At 53.6% G+C, this 26,694-nt stretch carries 27 protein-coding genes and 4 tRNA genes; 15 read left to right on the top strand and 16 right to left on the bottom strand.

The annotated features are described in order from the left end of the window. Positions 1-67 precede the first annotated feature (67 nt). On the top strand, positions 68-1,051 hold the full coding sequence (locus PED39_05135) for a hypothetical protein (GenBank protein WII06971.1): 984 nt from the start codon (positions 68-70) through the stop codon (positions 1,049-1,051). A 238-nt stretch (positions 1,052-1,289) separates the two neighbouring features. On the opposite strand, the gene PED39_05130 is transcribed toward PED39_05135, so the two are convergent. The 4 genes from PED39_05130 to PED39_05115 all read right to left on the bottom strand — a co-directional run bounded on the left by PED39_05130 (position 1,290) and on the right by PED39_05115 (position 3,234). Continuing rightward, a tRNA-Glu gene (locus tag PED39_05130) sits at positions 1,290-1,362 on the bottom strand. 53 nt (positions 1,363-1,415) lie between these two features. After that, on the bottom strand, positions 1,416-2,201 hold the full coding sequence (locus PED39_05125) for an NAD+ synthase (GenBank protein ID WII06970.1): 786 nt from the start codon (positions 2,199-2,201) through the stop codon (positions 1,416-1,418). Between the two features lie 150 nt (positions 2,202-2,351). Continuing rightward, complete coding sequence (locus PED39_05120) at positions 2,352-3,098, bottom strand: hypothetical protein (GenBank protein WII06969.1); 747 nt, start codon at positions 3,096-3,098, stop codon at positions 2,352-2,354. Next, positions 3,055-3,234 (bottom strand): hypothetical protein, encoded by a 180-nt coding sequence (locus tag PED39_05115; protein ID WII06968.1) that lies wholly within the window; start codon positions 3,232-3,234, stop codon positions 3,055-3,057. The genes PED39_05120 and PED39_05115 overlap by 44 nt, the downstream gene beginning before the upstream one ends. Positions 3,235-3,474: 240 nt before the next feature. Here PED39_05115 and PED39_05110 point away from each other — a divergent pair. Then, a tRNA-Ser gene (locus tag PED39_05110) sits at positions 3,475-3,563 on the top strand. Between the two features lie 465 nt (positions 3,564-4,028). Here the strand turns inward: PED39_05110 and PED39_05105 are convergent. Further along, positions 4,029-4,532, bottom strand: coding sequence for a hypothetical protein (locus tag PED39_05105; GenBank protein ID WII06967.1), 504 nt, complete (start codon positions 4,530-4,532; stop codon positions 4,029-4,031). Between the two features lie 125 nt (positions 4,533-4,657). Here PED39_05105 and PED39_05100 point away from each other — a divergent pair, with 125 nt between their 5' ends. From PED39_05100 to PED39_05070, 7 genes are all read left to right on the top strand, one after another. Next, positions 4,658-5,149, top strand: a complete 492-nt coding sequence (locus PED39_05100) for a hypothetical protein (GenBank protein ID WII06966.1) — start codon at positions 4,658-4,660, stop codon at positions 5,147-5,149. Between the two features lies 1 nt (position 5,150). Next, positions 5,151-6,152, top strand: a complete 1,002-nt coding sequence (locus tag PED39_05095; GenBank protein ID WII06965.1) for a homoserine dehydrogenase — start codon at positions 5,151-5,153, stop codon at positions 6,150-6,152. A gap of 1 nt (position 6,153) precedes the next feature. Further along, entirely contained in the window at positions 6,154-7,713 is a 1,560-nt protein-coding gene (gene cimA, locus PED39_05090; GenBank protein ID WII06964.1) for a citramalate synthase, read from the top strand. Next, positions 7,710-7,982, top strand: coding sequence for an ACT domain-containing protein (locus PED39_05085; protein WII06963.1), 273 nt, complete (start codon positions 7,710-7,712; stop codon positions 7,980-7,982). The genes cimA and PED39_05085 overlap by 4 nt, the downstream gene beginning before the upstream one ends. 4 nt (positions 7,983-7,986) lie before the next feature. Further along, complete coding sequence (locus PED39_05080) at positions 7,987-9,351, top strand: PFL family protein (GenBank protein WII06962.1); 1,365 nt, start codon at positions 7,987-7,989, stop codon at positions 9,349-9,351. A 77-nt stretch (positions 9,352-9,428) separates the two neighbouring features. Continuing rightward, entirely contained in the window at positions 9,429-10,250 is an 822-nt protein-coding gene (locus PED39_05075) for a hypothetical protein (protein WII06961.1), read from the top strand. Further along, positions 10,247-11,491 carry a hypothetical protein gene (locus tag PED39_05070; protein WII06960.1) on the top strand — a complete coding sequence of 415 codons (1,245 nt, stop codon included), beginning with the start codon at positions 10,247-10,249 and terminating at the stop codon, positions 11,489-11,491. Before PED39_05075 ends, PED39_05070 begins: the two co-directional genes overlap by 4 nt. Before the next feature lie 39 nt (positions 11,492-11,530). On the opposite strand, the gene PED39_05065 is transcribed toward PED39_05070, so the two are convergent. From PED39_05065 to PED39_05045, 5 genes are all read right to left on the bottom strand, one after another. After that, positions 11,531-11,875, bottom strand: a complete 345-nt coding sequence (locus PED39_05065; GenBank protein WII06959.1) for a hypothetical protein — start codon at positions 11,873-11,875, stop codon at positions 11,531-11,533. Positions 11,876-12,068: 193 nt separating this feature from the next. After that, positions 12,069-12,239, bottom strand: a tRNA-Trp gene (locus tag PED39_05060). 175 nt (positions 12,240-12,414) lie between these two features. Further along, a tRNA-Arg gene (locus tag PED39_05055) sits at positions 12,415-12,489 on the bottom strand. 101 nt (positions 12,490-12,590) lie between these two features. Further along, a complete protein-coding gene (locus tag PED39_05050; protein ID WII06958.1) occupies positions 12,591-13,214 on the bottom strand; it encodes a hypothetical protein in 624 nt (207 codons plus the stop codon). A gap of 56 nt (positions 13,215-13,270) precedes the next feature. Further along, positions 13,271-13,669 carry a hypothetical protein gene (locus PED39_05045; protein WII06957.1) on the bottom strand — a complete coding sequence of 133 codons (399 nt, stop codon included), beginning with the start codon at positions 13,667-13,669 and terminating at the stop codon, positions 13,271-13,273. 141 nt (positions 13,670-13,810) lie between these two features. Between PED39_05045 and PED39_05040 the strand changes: the two genes are divergently transcribed. Both PED39_05040 and PED39_05035 read left to right on the top strand, forming a co-directional pair. Next, positions 13,811-14,644, top strand: coding sequence for a hypothetical protein (locus tag PED39_05040; GenBank protein ID WII06956.1), 834 nt, complete (start codon positions 13,811-13,813; stop codon positions 14,642-14,644). A gap of 93 nt (positions 14,645-14,737) precedes the next feature. Continuing rightward, complete coding sequence (locus PED39_05035; protein WII06955.1) at positions 14,738-15,520, top strand: cobalamin biosynthesis protein CbiX; 783 nt, start codon at positions 14,738-14,740, stop codon at positions 15,518-15,520. Positions 15,521-15,590: 70 nt separating this feature from the next. Here the strand turns inward: PED39_05035 and PED39_05030 are convergent, their stop codons facing one another. After that, the gene (locus tag PED39_05030; protein WII06954.1) at positions 15,591-16,904 is read right to left on the bottom strand and encodes a hypothetical protein; all 1,314 of its coding nucleotides are present in this window, start codon (positions 16,902-16,904) and stop codon (positions 15,591-15,593) included. A gap of 167 nt (positions 16,905-17,071) precedes the next feature. Between PED39_05030 and dinB the strand changes: the two genes are divergently transcribed. Further along, positions 17,072-18,304 carry a DNA polymerase IV gene (dinB, locus tag PED39_05025; GenBank protein ID WII06953.1) on the top strand — a complete coding sequence of 411 codons (1,233 nt, stop codon included), beginning with the start codon at positions 17,072-17,074 and terminating at the stop codon, positions 18,302-18,304. A 26-nt stretch (positions 18,305-18,330) separates the two neighbouring features. Here dinB and PED39_05020 read toward each other — a convergent pair whose 3' ends face one another. Together PED39_05020 and PED39_05015 are read right to left on the bottom strand one after the other, a co-directional pair. Then, positions 18,331-18,678 carry a P-II family nitrogen regulator gene (locus PED39_05020; protein ID WII06952.1) on the bottom strand — a complete coding sequence of 116 codons (348 nt, stop codon included), beginning with the start codon at positions 18,676-18,678 and terminating at the stop codon, positions 18,331-18,333. A gap of 9 nt (positions 18,679-18,687) precedes the next feature. After that, entirely contained in the window at positions 18,688-20,043 is a 1,356-nt protein-coding gene (locus PED39_05015) for an ammonium transporter (protein ID WII06951.1), read from the bottom strand. 365 nt (positions 20,044-20,408) lie between these two features. Here PED39_05015 and PED39_05010 point away from each other — a divergent pair, with 365 nt between their 5' ends. The 3 genes from PED39_05010 to PED39_05000 are packed head-to-tail and all read left to right on the top strand — an operon-like array spanning position 20,409 to position 24,637. After that, positions 20,409-21,758: a diaminobutyrate--2-oxoglutarate transaminase family protein gene (locus PED39_05010; GenBank protein ID WII06950.1), complete on the top strand. Its 1,350-nt coding sequence runs from the start codon at positions 20,409-20,411 to the stop codon at positions 21,756-21,758. Continuing rightward, positions 21,745-23,193, top strand: coding sequence for a pyridoxal-dependent decarboxylase (locus PED39_05005; GenBank protein ID WII06949.1), 1,449 nt, complete (start codon positions 21,745-21,747; stop codon positions 23,191-23,193). Before PED39_05010 ends, PED39_05005 begins: the two co-directional genes overlap by 14 nt. A 34-nt stretch (positions 23,194-23,227) precedes the next feature. Beyond that, on the top strand, positions 23,228-24,637 hold the full coding sequence (locus PED39_05000; GenBank protein ID WII06948.1) for a glutamate synthase-related protein: 1,410 nt from the start codon (positions 23,228-23,230) through the stop codon (positions 24,635-24,637). A 3-nt stretch (positions 24,638-24,640) separates the two neighbouring features. On the opposite strand, the gene PED39_04995 is transcribed toward PED39_05000, so the two are convergent. The 3 genes from PED39_04995 to PED39_04985 all read right to left on the bottom strand — a co-directional run bounded on the left by PED39_04995 (position 24,641) and on the right by PED39_04985 (position 26,644). Further along, complete coding sequence (locus tag PED39_04995; GenBank protein ID WII06947.1) at positions 24,641-25,588, bottom strand: alpha/beta hydrolase; 948 nt, start codon at positions 25,586-25,588, stop codon at positions 24,641-24,643. After that, positions 25,585-26,091, bottom strand: a complete 507-nt coding sequence (locus tag PED39_04990; protein ID WII06946.1) for a helix-turn-helix domain-containing protein — start codon at positions 26,089-26,091, stop codon at positions 25,585-25,587. The genes PED39_04995 and PED39_04990 overlap by 4 nt, the downstream gene beginning before the upstream one ends. A gap of 163 nt (positions 26,092-26,254) precedes the next feature. Then, entirely contained in the window at positions 26,255-26,644 is a 390-nt protein-coding gene (locus tag PED39_04985) for a hypothetical protein (protein ID WII06945.1), read from the bottom strand. Positions 26,645-26,694 lie beyond the last annotated feature (50 nt).

Raw genomic sequence — 26,694 nt, 5'->3', positions numbered from 1 at the left:
GTTTACAAGCATCGCTTTGACAGTAATAAAGAAAGACCATTAATACTGCCAACTTACTTTCACGGGCATGAAGTCTACATATATGGCAATCATAGCGGTTGTGATCATCGCGGTCGCAGCCGTAGGTGTGTACTTCGCCTTCTTCAACAACGGTAGTGAGAACTACCCCGTTGATGAGATCGTGAGAGAAGACCTCAGGGAAGGAGATTACATTGAGATTGGATTTGAGGCGGCCATACTGGCCAACAACAACATTACAGGCGTTGAAAAAGAAACAGTCCTCTCCAACCTGACCAATTACTATGGCGAGTTGACCGGACAGCACTCCGTGACATACAAGGGAGTACTCATCATGTGCGACCTGTATGAGTATAAGTCCGGAGAATTCACAACCGAGTACTTGGTGCACCCCGAGACCAGAGTAGTGTACGGATACAACTCCGTAACACCTAACCTCACTATGGAATACAGACTGGAAGATACCAACATCGACATCACTAAGAATGCCAGTGAGCTGACAATCGAGAAATCCTCATACATCAAGTTGTCGAACAGCGTGAGAGTCGCCGAAGGCGAAATCGTCGTGGAGTTCAGCGGATCCACGATCACCACGGTCACCAACGAGTCTGAAGGCCTCTACGACTGTACTGCGGTATCCGAACTCTATGCGAACGCCGATATACGGCTGGAAATCGAGTTCGTGGACCTTGACACCATAAAGCTCAAGGATATCGATGAGCCCATAAAGAAAGAGCTATTCCTGGCCTTCATCTCTGAGGATAAATTAATCGCACAGTTGGAAGAGGAGGAAATCTCGCTTGAGCCCAAGAGCAAGACCACTGAAATCGAGGATGTCGAAGGATACGGAAAGCGTAAGGTCACTTATGAGGTATTTGACGCGACCAAAGATGAACAGACGGCAACATTGACTCTCGGTTACGGCGAGAAAGGCGTCAACTACAATCTGAGCATGGTCTATAGTAGTGACGGCAATTCCCTGAGCTTCGTCGTCAAACTGAAGACCTCCAACCTCATATCGGTCCCCAACTGATTACAAACCATCCCGTCGGATTCCGACGGGATATTCCCCTTATTTTGCATCATTGCATCAGGAATGTACTGCAAATCGAGTTAATCTCGATTCGTATACTATTTAGATCTATTAATCAGGGATACCCGAGACCGCCGAAGCACCTAACAGGATTGCCTCATACTCATAAATGCGGGCCTGGAAGAATAGTGCAACCTAGAGGGAGTACTACTTTCGAATCTGGGTGAGGAAAAAATAGTGCTCCCGACGGGATTTGAACCCGTGTTGAAGCCTCGAGAGGGCTTCATGATTGGCCGCTACACCACAGGAGCAACATTGCAGAACATATAGCCGTAGTACATAAAGATTTCTGACAGGGGGACGGTCAGTATTCCGACGGGCGGAACGCTGGCATCCTCTTGTGCTCCATCAGTTGCACCTGCCTGCGGATGTCGGAGACCTGCTCCTTCGGCAGTCCGGTGTCCGCGGCGATCTGCGCATCAGTGCGGTCCTGCTCCATCTCATACAGGATGGCATCCAGATCCTCGTACTTGATACCCATCTCCGACTCATCCGTCTGACCCTCCCACAGTCCTGCGGACGGGGGCTTGTCGATGATCGGCTGGGGGACGCCGATGATGGCGGCGATCTGCCTGACCTCAGTCTTGTACATGTTCGCTAGAGGGGTCATGTCGCATGCCCCGTCGCCGAACTTGGTGAAGTACCCCATCATGATCTCGCTCTGATTGGACGTTCCCGCAACTAGGTACTGCCTCTTCTTGGCCAGATTGTACAGGACGGCCATCCTGCATCTTGCTGAGATGTTGCCCCTCTCGAGAGGAGTCTCCGCATCTGACAGCAGAACTGCTGCCAGCGCATCGACTGCAGGCTGCACGTCGACCACCCTGTACTCGGTGCCCCAGAGGGCTGCGAGATCAGCGGTTGTCTTGTAGTCCTCCGCAGGGGTGCCCCTGGAGGGCATGAAGATGTTCAGAACGTTCTCCGGGCCCAGCGCATCGGCGCAGAGCTTTGTGACGACAGCGGAATCAATGCCTCCGCTGAGACCGATTACAACACCCTTCGACTTCGTCTTCTTGACGGTGTCCTTGATGAAGGATTGCAACAGGTTCACGTCGTCCTTGGTGATCTTGGGGATCTTCGTTTCTGACATCGCTCTGGTATCTGATAGTGGAGTTATTAACTATTGGTCTGAACAGATATGAGGTGGCATCTGTTGTTAATTACCGTTACAAATAGGGTTCAGAACTGGGGGAAAGGTAGGTTAACGGCTTCCGATCGCTCGGAAGCCGCTTACCAGTTTTCAAAGTGCTTTGACTGCGTCGCTTCCCACGAGATCCACGATCAGAGTGAGCTCGAAGAGATCGTCGACAGCTGTTTCCATGTAGGTCTTGTACAGGACATCCTTGGATCCGTAGTAGAACTTGATGAATGTGTCCGTTCCGAACACATCGACGTTCATCTCCTGTACGGTGACGTCGCGATTCCCGTATGCGGTGACAATCTTTTCAGAATACTTCTTGCCCATGACGATTGAGTCCTCGCCATAGATCTCCTTGATATCGTTCAGACAGCTGGTGTAGACGTAATAGGACATTGCTCCGTCCTTGGTGTACTCGTTGTCGTTGCCTTCGAACTTGTAGACGTCGCCTTCGATGCTTGCCAGCTTCAGTGTGAGCATATCCTTGTTTTCGGAATTCATGGTGGTGTTCAGCTTGCAGTTGTCCCCGTTTCCGATCTCTGTCACCGTGTTGACTGAATATCCCTCCACAGCCACAGCCTCCATGCCGGGTATGAGGGCCCTCATCAGGTAGGTATAGGTGGTGCCCACGGTCACTTCCTGCTCTTCAATGGTCTTAGTGACATCGCAGCTGGTGCCTGTGAGCATGTAATTCGTACCATCCTCGTATGACACACCGAGAATCACTCCGGAATCCTCGATGACATAGTACTCGGCGATTTCTCCGTTCTCATCTATATCATAGACGAAGCATTCGTAGACCTTGTCATTGAAGGTCTTCAGGGTTGAATAGATGGGTGTGGGCCCCAACGATCTGGAAGTACATTTCGGAAAGAGCCTCGGATATAGGCAATTTCACTGTGACGTCCGCTATAAGAGTCGCATCGAAATCGTTCTTGATCTCATCTCCGACTTTGATATCGGTGTAGGCTTCGGTGCCTCCCAATTTCTCTCCCTGTCCAAATGAAAAATAGACGCAAACGCCAGCCACGATAACTATGGTGGCGATCAATATGACTATGATTTTCTTGTCTATGATTAATAAATGGAGCTGGATTATTTAGGATAATTGTTCCTACTTATGAGCAATGCGCCGACTCGGAAAACATCTAATCAGGGGTTGATCCAAAGACCTCGTTTCCTGTAAATAGGCTTTTATATCGTAATAAAATCCCCCTACTTGCACGCCGAGATGGCCCAGCCCGGTAAGGCGCGAGCCTGGAAAGCTCGTGGGCGCCTTTGCCCTCGGGAGTTCAAATCTCCCTCTCGGCGCCATTTTTATTCCATCAAAAGTGACTTGAGCGCAGGCTATAACCTATAAATTTTGGAAACAAAAAACATAGCTAACGCTAAAGATAAGTCAAAAAAAGAACAGTTTGTATAGTTCAGACCCTTCTCACAGCCCAGACATCATGTTATTCTACGATTATACGCATGAAACGCAAATCTCGGTACCGCTTTTCGATTGTCGTACGGTATTGCGTTATGTTATCTCTCGATCGACATCCGGAAGGATGTGATCACGATGGGTTCAACGATTATTTCCCGTACGATTTCTGGCGAAGTGTGATCCGATCTAGTATCGTATTTGAATGAAGAATCACAAAGTATGTTATTATCCCTATCGTCAATCTGCCCGCAGGGCAGCTTATGAACGGGTCAATATATTGACCCGTGAGTCACTTTTGATTGGGCGGTGTTATCAATCTTTACTGGAAACTCAGGACTTCAACACGTCATTCAGTCCTTGATCTTCATAGATTCCAGGATCTCGTTGAGCTGCGGACGGTTGACCGGTTCCATCTCGATTCTGGAGTATGCATAGACGGTATAGCAGACGTTCCCTTGCTTGAAGACGATTATCTCCGCGATGTATTGGTATCCGCGTATCGAGTAGGAATGCCTGAAACCCTCGCCCTCGATGTTGCACAGCAGCCTCCTGAAATGCTTCTCGAACTTGTAGTCGTGATCCTTCAGCCTGGCGGAGAGCCTCTCCTCAGTGCTCTTGCATATGGTCTTAGTTGGGACCATCTTCAGAAGAAGTCCGTTGGGCATGTGCCAGAATACGGTGAGCACCATGTGGTTCTCCCTGTCGATGATGCCCCATCTGTCATGGTTGTGATCCTCATAGAGCTCATCCATGAGGGAATCATCCATGACATCGAATCCGTCGGGTACCGAGATCAGGATTTCGCCGTTCACCAATGCTTCCTGCATATTCGCCCTCAAGGTTGCATCGACCATGTCGTTCTTTACCGTTTGCTTGACGATTTTCGATGTTTTTCCTCCTTTTTACGCAAAATTGCTGATTTTGCGCACGCATCCTTTATTATAGGGAAGAGCAGTTGGGTCAAACATCAGGTGCAAAAATGATAGTTAACGCAGAACTGTTCGTAAACGACCTGCCTGGTCAGCTGATGGGTTCGCTAGAACCGGTATCCCTAGTCAACGGTAACATCCTGGGGGTGGTTCACAACCGCGACAAGATCATCGACAACAGGATCTGCGTCAACATCACCTTCGAAGTGGATGACAAGCAGCTGGAGCGCCTCAAGGACCTCTGGAAGGCCAAGGACATAGTCATCTCCAGCCTGGGATCCGTCCACGAGACATTCACAATGCACTACATACTGATAGGCGACGTCAACGCACAGTACATCGAGGGCCTTCTGAAGAAGGTCAACGAGGCGACGACTCTGGATGAGATCAACGTCAGCTACTCCTCCAAGTCGATAAAGACGGCAAGCCACACCAGCCTGATAACGGTCAAGGCCCGCTACGAGGACAATCTGGAAAAGATCGATTCCATCCTCAGGAAGGAATGCAAGAGGGCCAACATCACTTATGTGAGGGGTGTCTGAAATGAGAGCTTTCATCTGCGGATTCGGAACCATCGGACAGAGCGTGGCCAAGATCATCAAGGAGAAGCAGGACTTCTTCGAGAAGCGCTACGGGGAGTCCCTCATCATAGTGGGAGCGCTGGACTCCAAGAACTTCGTCATCGACCAGAACGGGCTCGATGCGGATTCCGTCATCAAGACGAAGTGCGACACCGGACGTGTCGGCGGAAGGGCGTACAAGAACATCGAGGAAGCGCTGGACTCCGTCGATTTCGACATACTCATAGAGGTCACCTCGACCGACATCAAGACCGGCGGTGCAGGACTGAACAACATCCGCCACGCGCTGGAAACCGGGAAGGATGTCGTCACTGCGAACAAGGGCCCGCTGGCGCTCAACTTCAAAGAGCTCACCGCCCTGGCAGACAAGAACGACCGCTACCTCCTGTTCGAGGGAACAGTCGGCGGCGCGATGCCCATCATCAATCTCAACAAGTACGACCTTGCTGGTCAGAAGATCAAGTCCATCAGGGGTATCTTCAACGGTACATGCAACTACATCCTGACCAAGATGGACGACGGACAGCCCTTCGAGCAGGCGCTCAAGGAGGCGCAGCAGCAGGGATATGCGGAGACCGACCCCACCAATGACGTCGAGGGTTACGACAGCGCATGCAAGGTCGTCATCCTGGCCAACTCCATCTTCGGAAGGAACGCCACGCTCAAGGACGTGGAGATCACCGGAATCACCAGCATCAACTCCGACGCTGTCGCTCTGGCGCAGAACAACGGAATGGTCATCAGGCTCATCGGAGAAGTCTCTGCGACGAAGCTGGAGGTCGCTCCCAGGCTGATCCCGCGCGGACACCCGCTCAGTCTCCCCGGTACCCTGAACACCGCTGAGATCATCACAGAGTACGCTGGACCCATCACCGTCTCCGGTGTCGGAGCAGGCGGTCCCGAGACCGCATCCGCGATCCTCAGCGACATCATCGACATAATGGACGAGAGAATCGGTGACTGAGTTGACCGACTGGGTAGCCGTATACGACACCACCCTGCGCGACGGAGCGCAGACTGAAGGAGTTCTGTTCTCATCAGAGGATAAGCTCGATGTTCTGAAGGCATTGGATGACTTCGGGGTGGATTTCGTGGAGGGCGGCTGGCCAGGCTCCAATCCGGTCGATGACGAATTCTTCGAGAAGTCCAAGGATATCAAGCTCAAGAACACCAGACTCGTGGCCTTCGGCAGCACCCGCAGGAGCGGCGTGAAGCCTGAGGAGGACATGAGCCTCAAGGCTCTGGCGGAATGCCCGGCGGAATGGTGCTGCATCTTCGGCAAATCATGGGATTTCCAGGTCGAGGAGGCGTTAGGGATCAGCCTTGCCGAGAACCTGGACCTGGTGCAGGACAGCGTCAAGTTCCTGGTGGATTCCGGGAAGCATGTCATTTTCGATGCGGAGCACTTCTTCGACGGATACAAGTCGGACAGGAAGTACGCTCTGAACGTCCTCAAGGCGGCAGAGATGGGCGGAGCCGAATGGCTGGTCCTCTGCGATACCAACGGAGGAACCTTGCCGAGCGAGATCGGCGAGGCCGTAGAGGATGCATTGCTGTCTGTGGATGTCCCTCTGGGGATCCACTGCCACAACGATTCCGATCTTGCGACGGCCAATTCCCTGACCGCTGTGGACAGGGGCTGCACCATGGTGCAGTGCACCGTGAACGGACTCGGAGAGAGATGTGGCAACGCCAACATGTGCACGCTGCTCCCCAACCTTGTCTACAAGACGGGATTCGAGACGTCCGAGATGGACCTCCAGAAGATCACTCAGCTCTCCAAATCCATAGGGGAGATAGTCAACATCGCCCCTCGCTCCGACATGCCCTATGTCGGCGAGAGCGCTTTCGCTCACAAAGGTGGAGTACACATCTCCGCCATGACCAAGAACAGCCGCACATACGAGCACATCGACCCCTCGGCCGTGGGCAACTCCAGGAAGATACTGGTGTCCGAGATGGCCGGTAAGGCTAGCATAGTCGAGAAGCTGAAGGAGCTCGGCCTGGAGTGCGGAGACGACACCCCGGACATCGCCAAGAAGATCAAGGAGATGGAGTCCAAGGGCTACCAGTTCGAGGGGGCTGACGCCAGCTTCGAACTGCTGGTCAAGAGGCTCAGAAGGGAGATAGAACCCAAATTCACAGTCAAGGGATTCAAGATACTGATGGACAATCGCCTGGGTGCTATGGACACCGAGGCCAGCATCAAGGTCCTGGATTCCGCAGGGGAGCTTGAGCAGACCGCGGCTGACGGCAACGGTCCGGTCAACGCCCTGGACAAGGCTCTGAGGAAGTCGCTGATCAAGTTCTTCCCGGAGATAAACGACATGAAACTCACGGACTACAAGGTACGTGTCTTCGAGGAGAAGAAGGCAACGGCATCCGGTGTCCGTGTACTGATAAGATCGACTGACGGCAAGTGCAGCTGGACCACGGTCGGCGTGTCCGAGAACGTTGTGGAAGCCAGTCTAATTGCGCTTGTCGACGCTATCGAATACAAACTGATGATAGGTGAGAGCAGATGAGCAAGACCATAGTCACACTGGTAGGGAAGGACAAGGTGGGGATCATTGCCACCGTTTGCAACTTCTTCGCCGAGAACAACATAAACATCCTGGACCTGAAGCAGACCACTGCCCAGGGATACATCAACATGATGATGATCGTGGACACCGACCTCTACGAGGGATCCACCGAGGACCTCAACAAGGGACTCGAAGGAATCGGTGTGAAGGTGGGCTGTACCATCAAGGCGCAGCACGAAGAGATCTTCGACATGATGCACAGGATCTGAGACGATGGTAGAGCTCAATGAGGTCTTCGAGACCGTCAACATGGTCGCCCAGGAGAATCTGGATGTCAGGACCATCACCATGGGAATCAGTCTCCTTGACTGTATAGATCCTAATCTGGACAAGCTCTGCAACAAGATCTTCGACAAGATCACGACGTCCGCCAAGGATCTGGTCAAGGTAGGGGACGACATCGGGAACGAGTTCGGTGTCCCCGTAATCAACAAGAGGATATCCGTCACGCCTATCGCGATAGTCGGAGGAGCTGCATGCAAGAAACCCAAGGACTTCGTCAGGATCGCAGAGACCCTGGACAGTGCTGCGAAGGAAGTAGGCGTCAACTTCATCGGAGGATACTCTGCCCTGGTCCAGAAGGGAATGACCGCAGGCGACAGATTGCTCATAGAATCCATACCCGAAGCACTGGCCAAGACCGAGCGCGTGTGCTCATCCATCAGCCTCGGTTCCACCAGGACGGGTATCAACATGGATGCCGTCAGGCTCATGGGGGACATCATCCTCCAGACCGCAACCGCCACCAAGGAGAACGACTCGCTCGGATGCGCCAAACTCGTGGTGTTCTGCAACCCGCCGGACGACAACCCGTTCATGGCCGGTGCCTTCCACGGAGTGACCGAGGCCGACAAGGTGATCAACGTCGGAGTCAGCGGTCCCGGTGTCGTGAAGTACGAATTATCAAAGGTTCGCGGCGAGGACTTCGAGGTCCTCTGCGAGACGATCAAGAAGACCGCTTTCAAGGTCACAAGGGTAGGGCAGCTGTTCGCCAAGGAGGCATCCAAGAGACTCGGGGTCCCCTTCGGCATCGTTGACCTGTCCCTCGCACCCACACCTGCCGTGGGCGACAGTATCGCGGACATCATCCACGAGATGGGGATGGAGTACGCCGGTGCACCCGGTACGACAGCCGCACTGGCGATCCTGAACGATCAGGTGAAGAAGGGCGGTGTCATGGCATCATCCTATGTGGGCGGACTGTCCGGAGCATTCATCCCCGTGACAGAGGACCAGGCGATGGCAGAGGCCGCTGCGGTTGGAGCGCTTACCCTCGAGAAGCTCGAGGCCATGACATGCGTCTGCTCGGTAGGACTCGACATGATCGCTATCCCCGGAGACACTCCGGCCACGACCATCGCGGGCATAATAGCCGACGAGATGGCCATCGGTATGGTCAACCAGAAGACGACTGCCGTCAGGCTCATCCCCGTCATCGGAAAGGGTGTCGGCGAGGTCGCCGAATTCGGCGGTCTGCTGGGAGAGGCAAAGATCATGCCTGTCAACAGGTTCGGCTGCGCCGACTTCGTCGACCGCGGCGGAAGGATACCTGCGCCCATCCACAGCTTCAAGAACTGATCCGACACCGCTGGATGGTATCGGTTGGTAAACCATCGCTGGATACAATCATATATCCACAGGGACTGTTACAGCCAATGTACGAATCCAATTACCAAGCTCCGGCGTTCAATGAGAACGCCGAGGCTCCAGAAGTTGGCTTCAGGGATAACTTCGTGATATCTCTGAAGAATGCGTTCTCCGTCAGGGGAATAATCGGAATGGTGGCTTCGGTCATCACCATATTAGTTCTGGTGTACCTGCAGGATTACCTTAACGGGTTACTTGCTGAGAGGAGCACCCCGATCTCACTTCCTCTTTTGACCCTGATGATGATCGCAATCCCTGTGTGGACGGTGGCGAATGCAAGCAGGGCATCGTTGAAGAAGAAACAGCTACTGAATGCGTCAGAGACGGCCGGTATCCTCGGAAGATACGTCGGGGCCGTCCTCGGTGCGACCCTCACGATGATCCCCGCCTTCGCGACGATGATCATCTGCATGTTTGTCATCAAAGGAATCGTCCCCATGGTGATCCTGGAATCGTTCGCGGTCATGGCTGCGTTCTCCGCTCTGGTGTGCGCGATGACGATGATGTTCAACACAAGGGTGAAGATGGCTGGTGCTCTGACATTCCTCGTGGTCTTCGTGATCGTTCCGTTGGTGGTCTTCCTCATCGGTCCTTTCACGGGCCTTCTGGATCTGGGAACCATATGCGGAGTCATACCCCTGGTCGACACCATATCGGCGATAGGTACGAACGGATTCGGAGGGCTGACCGTCCTGACGCTATGCACCTTGCTGGCCCCCGTATCGTCAGTACCGACGGATCTGATTGTCGATATCCTGCTGCCCGTTTCGTGGGCACTGGTGTTCCTGGGCCTGACCGTATTCCTCCAATTCAGGAGGGAGAACCAATGAACAAGAAGATGTTGGCGCTGCTGCTGGTCTTCATGATGGCATTCACGGCGACGTTGCCGGCAGTGCAAGCTGATGCGGATGATGAAGAGGATAATGATCTGAGCGATTCGATAATCATCAAGATACTCGAAGCGATCCACAACAGATCCTATACTGTCGAGCTCACTGATGATCATACCGCTAACAGGGCGATCATCGTGGATCTCATCAACAGCGTATTGTCGTCAGAGAGCGGGGGGATTGTAATCACTGAAGAATTCGCAGACATATTGATCGGATACTTCGCAACAATGGTCCTCAAGTATGTGGTTTCAGGCAATTTCGAATACAACGGCGGCACTGACATCGACGCAGGTTATGTGAAAGCAGCATCCGACATCCCCCAGTACATGATAGACCTCATCTCGGGAAAGGACACGGAGGTCGATTATTCCAAGATGTTCGCCGAATGCGGCCTTTCGATTGATTTCAACCTAGGATGTGACGTCGATACCGATGGTCTCGACCACATCGGACTTGATATCAGCGATATGGAGAGCAGTCCGATTAGTTCCCTCCTTACCGCACTGATAGGTACCGACAATCCTGATGCGGTCAACGGCATGGACGTTGTTGCTGAAGACGGTTCTATCTACAGCACGTCGGCCAATCTGAAGCTGTTGACCTATCTGGGCATATTCGCCGACTCCAATATCGGCAAGACGGACAAGGATCCGTATGCGGCATTGAGGATCGTCCTCAATGCTAACGGTAAGTTCGGGGAATCCCTGAATAGGGTCAGCGGAACCGGCCCAGAATCCATAAGAACCGGACTGGAGCTCAACAACCTGTCCCTTGATTTGGTCGTCGATATCGCAAAGAACGGTTCTAAGACCAACATTTCTCTGACCATAAACAAAGCTCTGATCGATGCCAAATACTACATCGGAGCCGATGGCAATTACAAGGAGACAGCGATTCACAACTCCAACCTTATGGCGATGGTCAACGGAACCACGATCGTGGTCTCCGGAGACAGGAACCCTGTCACCCATGAGGTGTCCATAATCACCGATGCTGAAATGGCCAAGGCCAGAGCGGACAGGAGTCAGACCGTGAATGATATCATCGATGAAGCCAAAGATGGTACCGAAAACGAAACTGAGGAGATCGACAGGACGATCCCCCTGATCGTCAGTGCGGTACTGGCGATCGTGGGGATCGCAGTGATATCTGCGGTCAAGTTCGGTAAGAAATACTGATAAAACAAACGGTCCGGGAAACCGGACCCTTTTCCTTCTTCAATGGTAGAAATGCCTGCCCGAGGATGCGGAAGAATCCCTGACCTCAGACCTCTCGATGTAGATCGTGTTCTCTTTTGATTTGACAAGATTGGCGATGGATGCCGCCATATCGTAAGTTGCCGAGGACTGTTCGGTCTCCCAGCTCAACGCGACAGGGACGGCAATGGACTGATCCACATAATCTGAGGGAGAGGGTTTGCTCTTCTTTCCATTCTCGGATGACTCTGTGATAGATTCGCCGCTAATAGCAACGCGCTTGATTAACATGTACACCAGATAGCATGGAAGGACTACCAGGGCCAGGGTCATTATCACCATTTCACCGATTGATTTTCCGAACATCGTATCACCTCTGTTTCTGAATTACCATAGGCTACGGAGTATTTAATCCAACCCCTGGGGGGTATGGGTATAAGCGAAGAATTACGAAAAGATCGTCCAGATGTTGATGATTATAAGAAAAATAAAAACCGTGACCGGGAAGAAGGTTTCAGGCACCCGAAGGTGCCATGGAGAAGCATCGAAGATGCGTGAGTGGGGGCAGAGGGATTTGAACCCCCGTCAGCGGGTTTCCACTACGGGAGGAGCTACCTCCCGCGGAATAAATGAGTCATCGCTCCAGTTAATCATCAACTGTCAGCAAACCCATTTACAATCACGCTCAATAACTGGAGCCCGCCAGTCTGCCAGGTTAGCCTATACCCCCTGGAGAGTGATGCAAATGCAAATCACTGCTTACGCATCTTCGCTTCTTTCTTTCTTCTTCTCATTTTCTTCTTGCGCCATTTCCAACGCTGGTTACCGCGTTTCTTCCAGGCGCGTGAGCCTCTCTTCATCTTGATCCTTCCTTGGATTTGTCATCATTAGGTGATGCATCCAGGCGGGCCCGTCGGGATTCGAACCCGAGGCGTCTGGCTTAGAAGGCCAGCGCTATATCCTGGCTAAGCCACGAGCCCACTCTTCCCCTCCATTGGCTACTATCATTTAAAGGTTGTTGCCTTTTTTCGATAGGCCAATCCAGGGTTTTTTTTCTGTACTGGATGCACCTCGTTCAACGTCAGATTGCAGTCTCGATATGGGGTATCACTTCATCCCACGGGATCTGCAGGATGTAGTCGATTATAGACCCGTATCCGAAGTACTGACAGATGGCCTCGCCTATGCAGAGGAGTCCGAGTATGAACAGCACAGGCCAGCAGTTGAGGAAGGTCCCTACGACCTTCACGATTGCCTCTGCGAAGTTCAGGAGACCGTACACGATGGCGCCGCAGACGAATGCGATTCCAATTCTGTACCAGCCGGTGGCCAGTATGGACAGGTCTATCTCACCGACCATTACACCGTTCAGCCTAGCAAGAGCGATGTACACGATGGCCATCACGAGCATACCGATGATGACGGAGATGTGGATCTCGCGGATGGGTCTGATGATCAATGTGAATGCCGCCAGAGCGATCAGGACCAGCGAATATGTCTCCGCATGGAATCCTTCGAGGACGGCCAGAAGCACTATGACGATTCCGAGCAGGGTTCCAATTGCCACGCACGCCTTGTACTTGCCGGAATCCTTATCCTTGAGATAAGTGACCACTATGATAATGGCCATGATTCCTCCGAGCAGAAGCACGATGGGCGCCAGGTATGTGATTACCCACTCCGGAACATATTCTTCTAGAGTCATGTTTGCCCTAATTGGTTAATAGGATAAAAATGCCCCCGAAGGGGGGCTAAACAGGTTCAGCAGATCTTGGTTCCGGCAGACGGTCCGGCACTCTCGTCCCAGATCTCTGCCACATCGAATGTCCACACTGCGAAACAGGGGAGGTTGACCGCGGCCATCTTGGCTTTCATGTCCTCGTAGACAGGTCCGCTGTCCGCACGTGCGGGGTTCTTCAGGATCAGCTCATAGGCCTTGGGTCCCGCTGCGACGGTGAGCGCGGCCTTTCCTGTCTCTTTCAGGTTCTTCGCCGCTCTCTTCATGAGTATCTCGCCGACCCCGGCCATTCCCTCAGGTGTTACGAAAATGCTTCCACAGACGATCGCATGGGGCTGTCCGTCAGACGCAGCCGTCACTAGAAGCTTTGTTGTCTCTTTCGCGTTGATGATGTCGATTATTTCCGCGGGTATGGATGCCATTTCCTCACCGATTGATTGGATGATTTTGGTCCGTATAAATAGGTTAACTTTTTTGTCATCGACATCCCGCTAGATTCAATCATCTTTTATTGTTATATTCCAAATGAATGTTCTTAAACCAACACAGATGATAAGGTCCAAATGCCACTCTACGAAGACTACATCAGCAGGGAGCAGGAACTGTCATTCCACGATTTCCGCGAACTCAAGCACTGCCGCACCCAAAGGTACCTGTCCATCACCAACATGAAGAACGACATGGGCCTGTACACCAACTTCGCACTCATGATGTCTGACCAATGCCCCTGGCATGTCCAGATACACATACCCGGATTCGATGCGACGATGAACGGTCCGCTCCCGAAGCAGATGGGGGATGCGATGAACTGCCTCTCAGAACGTCTGGGAACCTCCCTGCAGACGGACAGGATCGTGAAGCTCTCTTCCTTTCCACGCACAGCGATAATGGAATCCCTGGCCAACGCGATAATACACTTCGACCCGTCTCTGATGAGGGACATCGTCATCACGGTCGATGAGCGGCACATGGTGATAGAATCTCCGGGGAACGCCGTGTACGAGGTGATAGAGAATGGCCTGCGTAACCCCAAGACTGCGGACATCATGAAGAAGATGGGTTACGCCAAGCTGATGGGGATCGGTTTGGATTCCATCAGATCGTCCTATTGCAATTCAGGTTTCATGCCCCGTCTCATCAGGGAAGACGATACCTTCGCCATCCACCTCCCTGCCATATCCGGGAAGGAGGACAGGGATGAGCGCAGCTACAAAGAAATCATAGAGTACATAGACACCATGGGCCACGCCTATCTGAAGGACCTCTGCGTGTCCCTGATGCTGTCCTCATATACCGCACTGAAAGCTGTTGACAAGCTGCAGAAGGACGGGGAGATATTCTCGATGGGCAGCGGTTCCAAGAAGCGCTATTACCGGAGCAAAAGGAAACAGAAATGATCGCCCTCATAGTTGGACCATACCACCATATCAATATAATGCAATCTTCCTCTCACCCTACATAACAGAAGCTCTGCCGCAGGAGTGAAAAGAATGAGCAAAGGGGTATTGATCGTTGGATACGGTACGAGGAACGGTAACCTCACAGAGATCCTGGACACACAGGTCAACAGGTTGAAATGCAGGGGATGGGAGCATGTGGGCAAGGCCTACTTCAGAGTGAACTCCCCGTCCATCCCTGAAGCGCTGGAGATGATGGTGGACGAGGGCGTGGACGAGATCGTCGCAATCCCCTACTACATCTCGGAAGGTACCCTCACGAAGGAGCTCATCCCCGAGAAGCTCGGTCTGGGCACATCCGAATCCGGAAAGGCCCTGGTGAAAGGGAAGGAGGTCACTATATCCATAGCATCCGCCTTCGACACCAGCTTCACTCTCACCGACATCATCTGCGATAAGATCGCCGATGCCAACGGCAACATGGACGAAGGCATCCTGATCCTCGGTCACGGAACCAGGTTCAAGGCTCTCTCCAACATGCGTACCATCAAGATGAACGCTGAGAGGATAGCTGCCAGAGGCTACAAGCATGTTGCCTATGCCTTCAACGAATACTGCGAACCTACGATCCCCGATGCGCTGGACCAGCTGGAAAAGTCCGGTGTCAAGAGGATCATCGCCGTCCCTCTGTTCATCGCAATGGGCGTCCATCTCGGAAAGGACATTCCCGAGAAGATGGGGCTCCAGCCTTACTCCGAGGGCGGAGAGATAACCGTCAACGGCAGGACCATCACCGTCTTCATGGCGCGCCCTGTCGAGTCCAACCCTCGTCTTCTCGATGTGCTGGACCAGAAGGCCAGGGAATACTTGGGCTGAAAAACATAAATCGTTTTTGTAAGGTGCGGAACCCGTCCGGTATTGAATCCGGACGGGCCCGCTTTCAATCTCACTCCAATTTCTTGTCGGGGAACACGTAGATGTACGCCAGCACGAAGATCAGCAGCACGAACTGATAGAACAGGAACGGCATGATGTCGAAAGCAGACAAGGTCAGTCCTGCTATAGATGCTGCGGACAGCGCAAGGAGCATCTGTGCTCCGTAGGGGATGATTCCCTGCATGACGCAAGAGAAGGTGTCCAGGATGGACGCGGCCTTCTTTGACGAGAAACCATATTCGTTGGAGATGTCCTTGGCGATGGGGTTCGCCATGACGATGGCGACGGTGTTGTTCGCGGTTGCGACATCCATCGCGCTGACCAACAGACCGGTTCCGAGCATTCCGCCCTTGACGCCTTTGAAGGTCTTCCTGATCCAAGCCAGCAGAGCCTCGAATCCGCCGTTGAACGCGATGAGCGCACAGATGGCAGAAACGAGTATGGCGACCATCGCGGTCTCCAGCATTCCGCCCATTCCGGATCCGACGAATGATAGGACGTCTATGGCCTCGGTCGTACCGGTGCCGACCATGATGACCGCTCCGCTGACGATACCTGCTGCCAGGACGACGAACACATTGATTCCGATTATTCCTCCTATCAGGACTATGAGGTACGGGAGGATCAGGATGAGGTCGTATGATCCGACATCTCCGCCGGTTCCCGTTGCAGAGAACGACATGATGGCCAGTATCACGACTGTCACAATCGCTGCAGGAATAGCGAACTTCGCATTCTCCCTGAACTTGTCCTTCATCTGACATCCCTGTCCGTTACAGGCTGCTATGGTCGTATCGGAGATGAATGACAGATTGTCTCCGAACATCGCTCCACCGATGACCGACGCTATGCACAGGGCAGGGTCGAAGTTGGTGGTGAGCGAGATCGAGATGGCGATCGGGGTCAGGACGGTAATGGTACCGCACGACGTTCCCATCGACACCGAGACGAATGCTGCAACAAGGAAGATGACGATGACAGCATACTCAACGGGCACATAGGTCAGCACGAAGTTGGCCACACTGCTGGCTCCTGCCTGGTTCATGACTCCGGTGAAAACTCCTGCGGTCAGGAATATCAGGATCATCATGAAGACATTGGGATCTCCGGCCCCCTTTCCCATGATCGAGAACTTCTCGTTCGAATCAACGCCCTTCGTCTGTACGTACGCGACGGCCAAGGCGATGAGGAAGACCATCAGTACGGGGATGCTGTAGAATCCCATGGATATTCCCATGCCGTACTCCAGGATGATACCCATTCCTAGATAGAGTATAACGAAGATCAGTATGGGAATCAATGCTTTCGGATTTCCTTGGTTCAAGGTATCACTTCGAATACCCCCAAAAGACGGTATCTCTCTTTTAAGGTTGATGTGCAAAATGGTCTTTTTTAGTCATTTTCGTTGAATTGGCGCAATAATCCCATATCTGGAAGGACGGCTGCAACAACTAATATGTTCATGCAGAAACTACAGGTGTCCGAGGACCCATGGAAAGGCTGATCATACACGTGGACATGGATGCGTTCTACGCCTCCGTAGAGATACGTGACGACCCCAGCCTGAAGGGGAGGCCGGTGATAATAGGCTCCCTTCCCCATGAGAGAGGCATCGTGGCAACATGCAGCTACGAGGCCAGGGAGTTCGGGGTCCATTCTGCTATGAACATCAAGGAGGCCTATCGTCTATGCCCCGACGGAGTGTACCTCAGGCCCAACTTCGATAAGTACAAGGCGACATCTGCCCAGATACACAAGATATGGGATGAGTACACGGAGATATCGGAGACGATAGCTCTGGACGAGGCATATCTCGACGTAACGGAAACAGCTGGAAGCCTGGAGAAGGCTAGGGAGTTCGCCAAGGAGATCAAGGCCAGGATCCTCAACGAGGTCGGTTTGACATGCTCCGTCGGATTGGCCTACTGCATGGGGGCCGCCAAGACGGCCAGCGAGGAGAGGAAACCAGACGGTTACTTCGAGATCCTCTCCCCACAGGATTTCATGGACCTGGTGATTGACCGCGACGTCCGCGTTCTGCCTTCCGTCGGTGTAAAGACGGCCGACAAGCTGCACAGTGTAGGGCTGGACACCGTCAGGGACATACTGGAGAGGCAGGAGGATGTCACCGATCTACTGGGGAACCACGGTAAGATGCTCATCGATCTTGCCCAGGGAATCGACGACAGGGTCGTCACCCCCTACAAGCCCGAGGATGCCAAATCCATCAGCCACGAGCTGACCTTCCAGGAGAACGTATCCGACTTCGGATTGCTGGAGGATGTTCTTCTTCTGCTGTCGATGTGCGTAGTCCACAGGGCGAGGCGCTACGACCTCCACGGCAGTGGCGTGGTGCTGAAGATCACCTACTCGGACATGAAGAGCATAACACGGTCGAAGGTCACCCTGCTATGCGACGACCCGATCTCCATCAGGAACGAGGCTGTTGGGTTGCTGTCATCGGTGAGCAAGCGCCCGATTAGACTGATAGGAGTAGGGATCTACAATCTCATGAGCAAAGGAGTCCGCCAGATGACCCTAGACGAGATCATAGACAATGAGAACGGCGAGAGGGAGAAGAAGCTCGCTGCAGCCATCGAGGATCTGTCCGAACGGTACGAGCTGGACTTCGAATCACGCCTACCCCAGATATACGGCAACGACTACCTTCACAGGCTTGTCAACTACATGCAGAAGCACAGGGCCCATAACAAAAGTGTTTGACAGGGGTGGCCCCCTGTCTGGATTGCTCATTCCTTCTTGGCCTCTTCCTCATTCGCTCCGTAGTCGCTTATGGTGTAGGACTCCTCCACAGGAACGACGAAGATCTTTCCGTCACCATGGCTGCCGGTTGTGGCCGTCTTGCATACGGTGTCGATCACCTTCTTGGCATCCTTGTCCTCGACCACGATCTCGAACTTGACCTTCTCTATCTCGTCGACCGTGAACTCCCCGAACCTGTTGGTGAACTTCACCCCAGCCTGCCTTCCGCGGCCGGTCACGTGGGAAATGGTCATTCCGTTTATCCCGATCTCATGAGTGGCATCCTTGACTTCCTGGGCCTTCTCCGGACGTACTATCGCTACTATCATCTTCATGGTATCACCTCACTGGTATGCGGGCTCCCCGTGCTCTATGATGTCCTGTCCGATGGCTTCTTCCTCTTTGGAGACACGCACCGGCATGAACTTTGACAGCACCCATATTATGCAATACGACGCAACGAAACAGAACGCGAGGGTCATGGCAACCGATGCGATCTGTCCGATCAGGAGGTCCGCCTGCCCGAAGATTATCCCTGCTGGACCCTCCTCGTAGATACCTGAAGCGTTGATAGAACCGGTATATTTCGACTCGGCGAATATCCCTGTGGAGATGGCTCCCCAGATGCCTCCTATTCCGTGGACGCCGAAGACGTCCAGCGCGTCATCGAAGTTGCACTTGCTGTGGATGAACCTCACCGCGAAGAAGCACAGCATGGAACCGATGATGCCTATGACGAAGGATGCCCATACCGGCACGTATGCGCATCCTGGGGTTATGGCGACCAGCCCTGCCACCGCTCCTGTGATCAATCCCAACGCTCCTACGCGACCTGTAGTCTGATACTGGCAGATCGCCCAGGTTATCAGCCCTGCCGCGCTGGCGAGCATGGTGACGAAGCATACGTGGATGGCCTGGCCGTTGGCCATCAATCCCGACCCTCCGTTGAATCCGAACCAACCTATCCAGAGGAGCATAGCTCCGAGGAATGCGAAAGGTATGTTGTGTGCATGCGACTTGCGGATGCTGGCGCTTCTCACGCCCACGAAGGAGATCAGGGCCAGACCGGTCACTCCTGCACATATGTGGACGACCGTTCCTCCTGCGAAATCCCTCACGGTGAACAGCTGGTCGAACATCCCTCCGCCCCACACCCAATGGGCCATTGGGGTGTACACGAACAGCCCCCAGAATACCAGGAACCAGGCCAATGCTGTGAATCTCACACGCTCCGCACAGGCACCGATGATGATGCATGCCGTAAGCGCCGAGAACATCATCTGGAAGAATGCGAACTCCAACTCGTTCACCTCTCCGTCGACCACATCCTCGATGACCCCGTTCATGAACACGTGGTCCAGGTTACCGATCAGGAATCCTTCGCTCCCGAAGGCCAGGCTGTATCCGCAGATCACCCAAATGAGGACCATTATGCCCGTGGCGATCAGACACTGCGCCATGGTGGCGGTCATGCTCTGCTTCCTCAGCATTCCTCCGTAGAAGAACGCTATCCCCGGGATCATTGCGAACACCAGAATGGATGCCGTCATGATCCAAGCTATGTCCCCACCGCCGGAAACGGGGGTGAGGAAGCCCTCAGGCTCAGCATCGGCCGATGAGGACATCAGCCCGAGCGCGGTCATTGTCAAGCCCGCAGCGATTATCACAAACGCGGCTGCGATCTTTCCGTGATGATTCAATCCATCTCCTCCTCTGCTGCTTGAAAACAGCAAACGCTGACCTTACGCTGTCTTTTCGTATTTAGAACATCCCAATCTAATCGAAAATGGGCTGTTTTATGTCAAACCTGACGAAAAATCGATTGTAAAATAGACGACATAGATGAACCTATGAGACAATATCGATTTCAGTCTGTAAAACCCGATTTTCGGCAAAAACGCCGAAATCGAAGAGTTCTCAACACCCATTTTATTTAAGATGATGCCCACGGGAAACCCCCTAGAAACCTTCGGTTAACAGATTGGAACAAAGGGGGACAGATCATCCCTCCCTGGGGCACATACGAGGGAAACTGGCTTAAATAATAGGTATGTACCCTCATCCAATGAACCAGAATACGAACAAGTACTTCATCGACCGCCAGGGTGACTTCGAGTCTTCGGCCAGGAGCTACCCTCGCAAATTCCCGCTAGCGATTTCAAAGTCCAAGGGATCATGGATCGAAGATGTTGAAGGCAATCGTTACCTCGATTTCCTCAACGGAGCAGGCACGCTTGCACTCGGCCATAACGATGACGAGATCAATCAGACCATGATTGAACTGATCCAATCGGGTGCCGCGCTGCACACGCTGGACCTTATGACTCCGATGAAGGACGAGTTCGTGAAGACACTCTTCTCGATACTCCCCCCTGAGTTGGCAGCCAAAGCTAAGGTGCAGTTCTGCTCCCCGTCTGGAACGGATGCCGCTGATGCGGCGATCAAGCTGTGCAAGACCGCAACAGGAAGGGGAACCATCATCTCATTCTCCGGAGGCTACCACGGAATGGGCCACGGAGCTATCGCTCTGACAGGAAACTGCACCGCCAAGAACAAGGTGCAGAACATCATGCCCGGAGTCCAGTTCATGCCCTACCCGTACTCCTACCGCTGCCCCATGGGAATCGGCGGAGAGGCGGGAACGAAGGCCTGCATCAACTACTTCGAGCGCCTGCTGAAGGACCCCGAGAGCGGAGTCACCAAACCGGCAGCGGTCATCCTCGAGCCAATCCAGGGAGAGGGAGGAGTCATCCCCGCACCCGTGGAATTCCTCCAGGCGGTCCGCAGGATCACCAAGGAACTCGACATCCCCCTGATCGTGGACGAGGTCCAGTCGGGAATCGGACGCTCCGGAAAGATGTTCGCATTCGAGCACGCAGGAATCGTCCCTGATGTCATCCTCATCTCCAAAGCCATCGGAGGAGGACAGCCCATGTCCGTCGTCGTCTACGACAAGAAGCTCGACGGATGGGAGCCCGGTGCGCACGCAGGAACCTTCCGCGGCAACCAGCTCGCTATGGCAGCAGGTACCATCGTCATGAAGAAGGTCAGCGACCCCAAGTTCCTGGCAGAGGTCACCCGCAAAGGGGACTACCTCAAATCACGCCTCATGAAGCTGAAGGATGAGGTCTCCATCATCGGAGATGTCCGCGGAACCGGACTAATGCTCGGTATCGAGTTCATCGACCCTAACGGCCCCAAGGACCTCATGGGAGTCCCCATGCCCGCAGGAGACATCACCCTCCGCGTCCAGCGCATGTGCTTCGAGAGGAAGCTCATCATGGAGAAGGGCGGACGCTACGGGTCCGTCATGAGATGCCTGTGCCCCCTGACTGTCACCGACGAGGAGATCGATACGATGTACTCGATCTTCGAAGGCGTGGTCAAAGAGGTCGACAAGGATGTCTGCCACTGATCCGCTGCTCCTTTCCGAATCCAAGGAAGTGCAGGAAAGATTCTCCCAGATGCTCAGGGAGACCCTGGAGGCCATATTCAACTCGTTCTCGGACGGCAGCGCCTTCTCCGGGATCGACCCCTACGAACTGAGAGCGAAGATCAACGACCTCGGATTCCTGCCCGAAGAGGGGAAGGGATTCGAAAAGGTGCTGGAGGAGACGGAGAAGGTCATCCTCCCCCACATGCTCAGGACATGGTCCACGGAGTACATGCCCCATCTGCATTCACCCGTTCTGACGGAATCCATCTGCTCAGAACTGATCATCTCATGCTTCAACAGCAGCCTGGACAGCTGGGATCAGGGTCCTGCCGCCACAGAGATGGAGGTCAGCATGATCAACGGCCTCGTGAAGCTGTTCGGCTTCCCCGAGGACACATCGGACGGATGCTTCACATCCGGAGGATCCCAGTCCAACATATCCGCGATCATCGCTGCACGCGATTGGTACTGCGCCAAGAAGTTCAATTATGACGTTAAGATGGACGGACTCCCCCCCGAGTACTCCAAGCTCCGTGTGTACACATCGGAGATATCGCATTTCTCCATGGACAAGGCCAGCCACATCCTCGGGATGGGGTACCGCGCCGTCAGGAAGATCCCAGTCGATTCCAAGTGCAGGATCGACGTGAATGAGTTCGCCAAGATGCTCGAGGAGGATGTTGCCGCAGGGCTCTACCCCTATTGCGCTGTAGCAACCTTCGGCAGCACAGACTTCGGTTCAATCGACGATGCGAAGAGCATGAGGGAGCTGTGCGACAAGTACGGGATGCACCTCCATGCGGATGCCGCCTACGGCTCAGGGCTCATCATGAGCCAGAAGTACCGCGACAGGATCTCCGCCATATCGCTCTGCGATTCCATAACGGTGGACTTCCACAAGATGTTCCTTCTGCCCATCTCATGCTCGGCTATCCTGGTCAAGGACAAGGACCTGCTGAAGTGCTTCGAGCTCCACGCGGACTATCTGAACCGCGAGGAGGACGAGGAGGACGGATACATCAACCTCGTGGGCAAATCGATGCAGACCACCCGCCGCTTCGACGCGCTGAAGGTGTTCATGGCCTTCCAGACCAGAGGAGTGAAGGGCTACGGAGAGATAATCGACAAGGCAGTCGGTAATGCCTACTACTTCTACCAAAGGATATCCGAAGACCCGGAGTTCATCGCCCCGGTGGAACCCGAGCTCTCATCCGTCGTGTTCGCTCTCAACAGCGGCGACGAGGTCAACAAGAAGGTCAGGCGCAAGCTGCTGAGCGAGGGTACCGTCATCGGACAGACCGTCAAGGACGGACGCGTGATGCTGAAGTTCACGCTGCTGAACCCCAACCTCGAGCATTACAAGATCGACGCCATCATCGTGAGGATCAAGGAGCTGGGAAGGACCTTCTCTTGAACTCCTTATAAAGATGGAATGAGTTCTCGTGCTCATGGCAGTCTACAGATGTTCAATATGCGGCGAGATTTACGACGAGGAGATCGAACCGATCAAGTTCGATGACCTCCCAGACGATTGGGTTTGCCCTGTATGTCACGCGCCCAAGAGCGCGTTCGTAAAGGTCGGGGAGGATGCTCCCAAGAAGGAGAGCAAGCCCGTCGAGAAGAAGGCCGCAGACACCAAGGACATCTCTATAGACCCGAAGATGATCAGGCACGACAACGGCCCTATGGATGAGATCCATGCCCTGGCCCAGACTGGGAAGAGCGTGGGCGAGCCCATGGACACCCTTCTGCCGATCCCATCGTTCGATGACATACTATTCCTGGGAGGCCAGCTGGCCCACCCGCCTCTTGACGACGGGGCGGATGTCGACATCAGAGTGACCATAGGCAAGAACGCCGAGAAGCCAATGGTCCTCGAATCTCCCATTTACATCTCGCATATGAGCTTCGGAGCACTGTCCGGAAGGGCCAAGAAGGCTCTCTCCAAGGGCTCCGCCATGGCCAAGACCGCCATCTGCAGCGGAGAGGGAGGAGTCCTCTCCGATGAGATTGACAACGCCTACAGGTACATCTTCGAGTACGTCCCCAACAAATACAGCACCACCATGGACACCTATGAGAGGTGCGATGCAGTCGAGATCAAGATCGGCCAGGGGACCAAGCCCGGAATGGGAGGGCACCTTCCCGGGGACAAGGTAACCGACATCATCGCAATGATGAGGGGCAGACCCGTCGGAAAGGACATCCTCAGCCCGTCCAGATTCAAGGAGATAAACTCCCCTGAGGACCTGAAGACTATGGTGGATTTCCTTCGCAAAGAGACCAAGGGAAAACCGATAGGTGTCAAGATCGCAGCCGAGCATATCGAGGAGGACCTTGGATTCATCTCCAAGTCCGGATGCGATTTCATCACCATCGACGGTAGGGGCGGAGCGACCGGCTCGTCCCCCAAGTTCCTTAAGGATGCCACCACAGTCCCAACTCTATATGCTCTTTCCAGGGCTAGGAAGTACATGGACGAGCACGGCATGGACCAGCAGCTGATCATCACCGGAGGTCTCAGGACCAGCAAGGACTTCATCAAGGCCTTGGCGATGGGTGCCGATGCCGTTGCGATCGCGACCGCTGCTCTCATGGCCCTCGGATGCCAGAAGTACAGGGCATGCAACTCCGGGAAATGCCCCATGGGGATCGCTACCCAGGATCCTGAGCTGGAGTCCCGCTTGGATACCGAGGCCGGCGCCATCAGGGTCGGGAACTATCTCAACGCTACTGCAGAGGAGATCAGGATATTCCTCCGCGTATCCGGCCACAAGTCGCTTGGCGAGCTGTCCCTGGATGACCTGTGCACAGTGAGTTCCGAGATCTCGGAGCACACCGGCATCAGGCACGCGTGAGGATCAATCCCTGAACTGCACCAACCAGGAGTCGATGGTCTCCTTCGTACCCTGATGCATGGGCTTCGCGGCCAGTCTGACGTACTGCTTCTTGACCTTCATGATGCTGTTATCGTCATCGATCTCCCTGAAGATATGGTTCACGTTCTGGGGGACGTAGCAGGTGATGCCCGGGACATCCTGTATCGCGTCAAGGAAATGATAGTCCGAAGACAGATCCGCCGTTCCGGTGATCGCCAGGATCGGTTTCCCGTAGGATTTCAGCATGTTGACGAGATCCCCGGACGAATACGAATCGTGCTCCCTCAGCCATTTTGCGCTCATCTTCGCGCCTTTGATGGAGATGGTATCGCCCTGAGCCTCAGCGGCCTTTCCGAACATCTCATCCTGATTGGACTCGATCTTCTCCCTAGATGCTAGCTTCTGCAGTAGCTTGCCCTTGATACCGCCGGTATTCTCTATCTGCTCCCCCGCTAACCTGCTCTGGTAGCGGAGCGCGTCCTTGAGGCACATGGCCGCTCCGCCAAGAAGGATCAATCCTGCGGTCTCCTCCTTATCAGATAGGAGGGTGGCGATGATGGAACCTTCCGAATGGCCGCATACGATTATCCTGGAAGCGTCCACATACGGCAGCGACTTCATGTACCTGATAACCGAGATCGCATCGTCGGTGATATCGCTGAGACCAGCGGTGTTGAAGTCCCCTCCGGATCCATGAGTGCCCCTCTTGTCGAAACGGACTGCTACGAACCCGTCCTCCGCGAACATCCTTGCGAAGTTCTTGTAGAGATCCATCTTGAATCCCATGCCGTTGCCATCCCTGTCTAGCTTCCCGGTTCCCATGATGATCACGATGGCAGGCTTCCTCTCGCTCTTGTCGGTGTAGGTGATGGTCGCTCCCAGCGGCACACCGCCGTCTATGGTCACATTCTCCTCTTTGATATCCGTCATTCCGATACCTCCTTCACCGGTGCCGATATGAACGATATGCTCCTGAGCTTCCCCTCGTTGGAGGTTACGTACCTGGAGAGCAGATCCCTAAGTTCCCGAAGGTAACCGTCCATGGCCTCATCGGTCATGCGGACGGTGCATGTCCTCATGGAGAGCCTGTCCTTCAGAGGATCATTCTCCCCCTCATCCACATACTCCTTGAAGCTGGCGTAGAGCGTCATGAGGAACTGGTAGGCCATATCTGCGATGTCATCTCCGGACTGCGACATGAATGCGTCCTCGTCGAAGGAGAAGGTCCTCTCGATGGTCCCCCTCACCTTCCTTTCCTCCTTGACGATGATCACCTTTTCGTCTAGGAGCTTATTGATATGGCGGTAAAGGGTCGGCACGGAGATATCGTTCAGAGCCTCAGAGATCTGCTTTGCAGTTGAATCCCCGTTGACTTTCAGGTACTGGACAATCCTTACCCTTACCGGGTTCGAGAGGAGTTCGCTTATCTTCATTCGGCACACCATTATCATTTTTGATTATATTCTCAATAATGAGAATAATATATAAACGTTAACAGATAGCCCAACATGCGGAAAACGAAGGAGAAAGCGGGTATCGTGACGATTGGAACTATAGTAAAGAAGAGGGAAAATGCCCTTGCGGGCATGTTTGTAATCAGATTCCGAAGAATTCCTTGACACCGGGCCTGAACAGATAGTACAGGATGATGGCATCGATGACCAGCGGGATGATTCCGACGAAACTGCCGACAAAGATGGTTGCGATTCCCATGATAAGGCTGAGTCCGTTGACGATCACGCCGATATACCACATGATCTTCCATCCGTTCCACATTCCGCCGGCTATGACCAGGTAGATGATTCCGATGAGAATAACGATTCCACCGCCGAGGGCAGCGTATTCTGCCATTTCGGGTACATGCGCTGATATATCGATGATACCCAAGGCCATGACTATTCCACCAGCGAGGAAGAATAATCCTATCAGGAAGTTGAGAATAGCGACGATGCTGATTACAACTGGGCGATTCTTGTCAGAAGACATGATAATGTGACGGCATTCGAGATTATATATGGTTTTTTGAAAAATGAGTT

Source organism: Methanomassiliicoccales archaeon LGM-RCC1 (genome assembly GCA_030168575.1).
In the GTDB taxonomy this organism is placed as follows: Archaea; Thermoplasmatota; Thermoplasmata; order Methanomassiliicoccales; family Methanomethylophilaceae; genus Methanoprimaticola.
The sequence above is the reverse complement of the archived record's forward strand: the minus strand, read 5'-3'. Positions and strand labels throughout refer to the sequence as shown.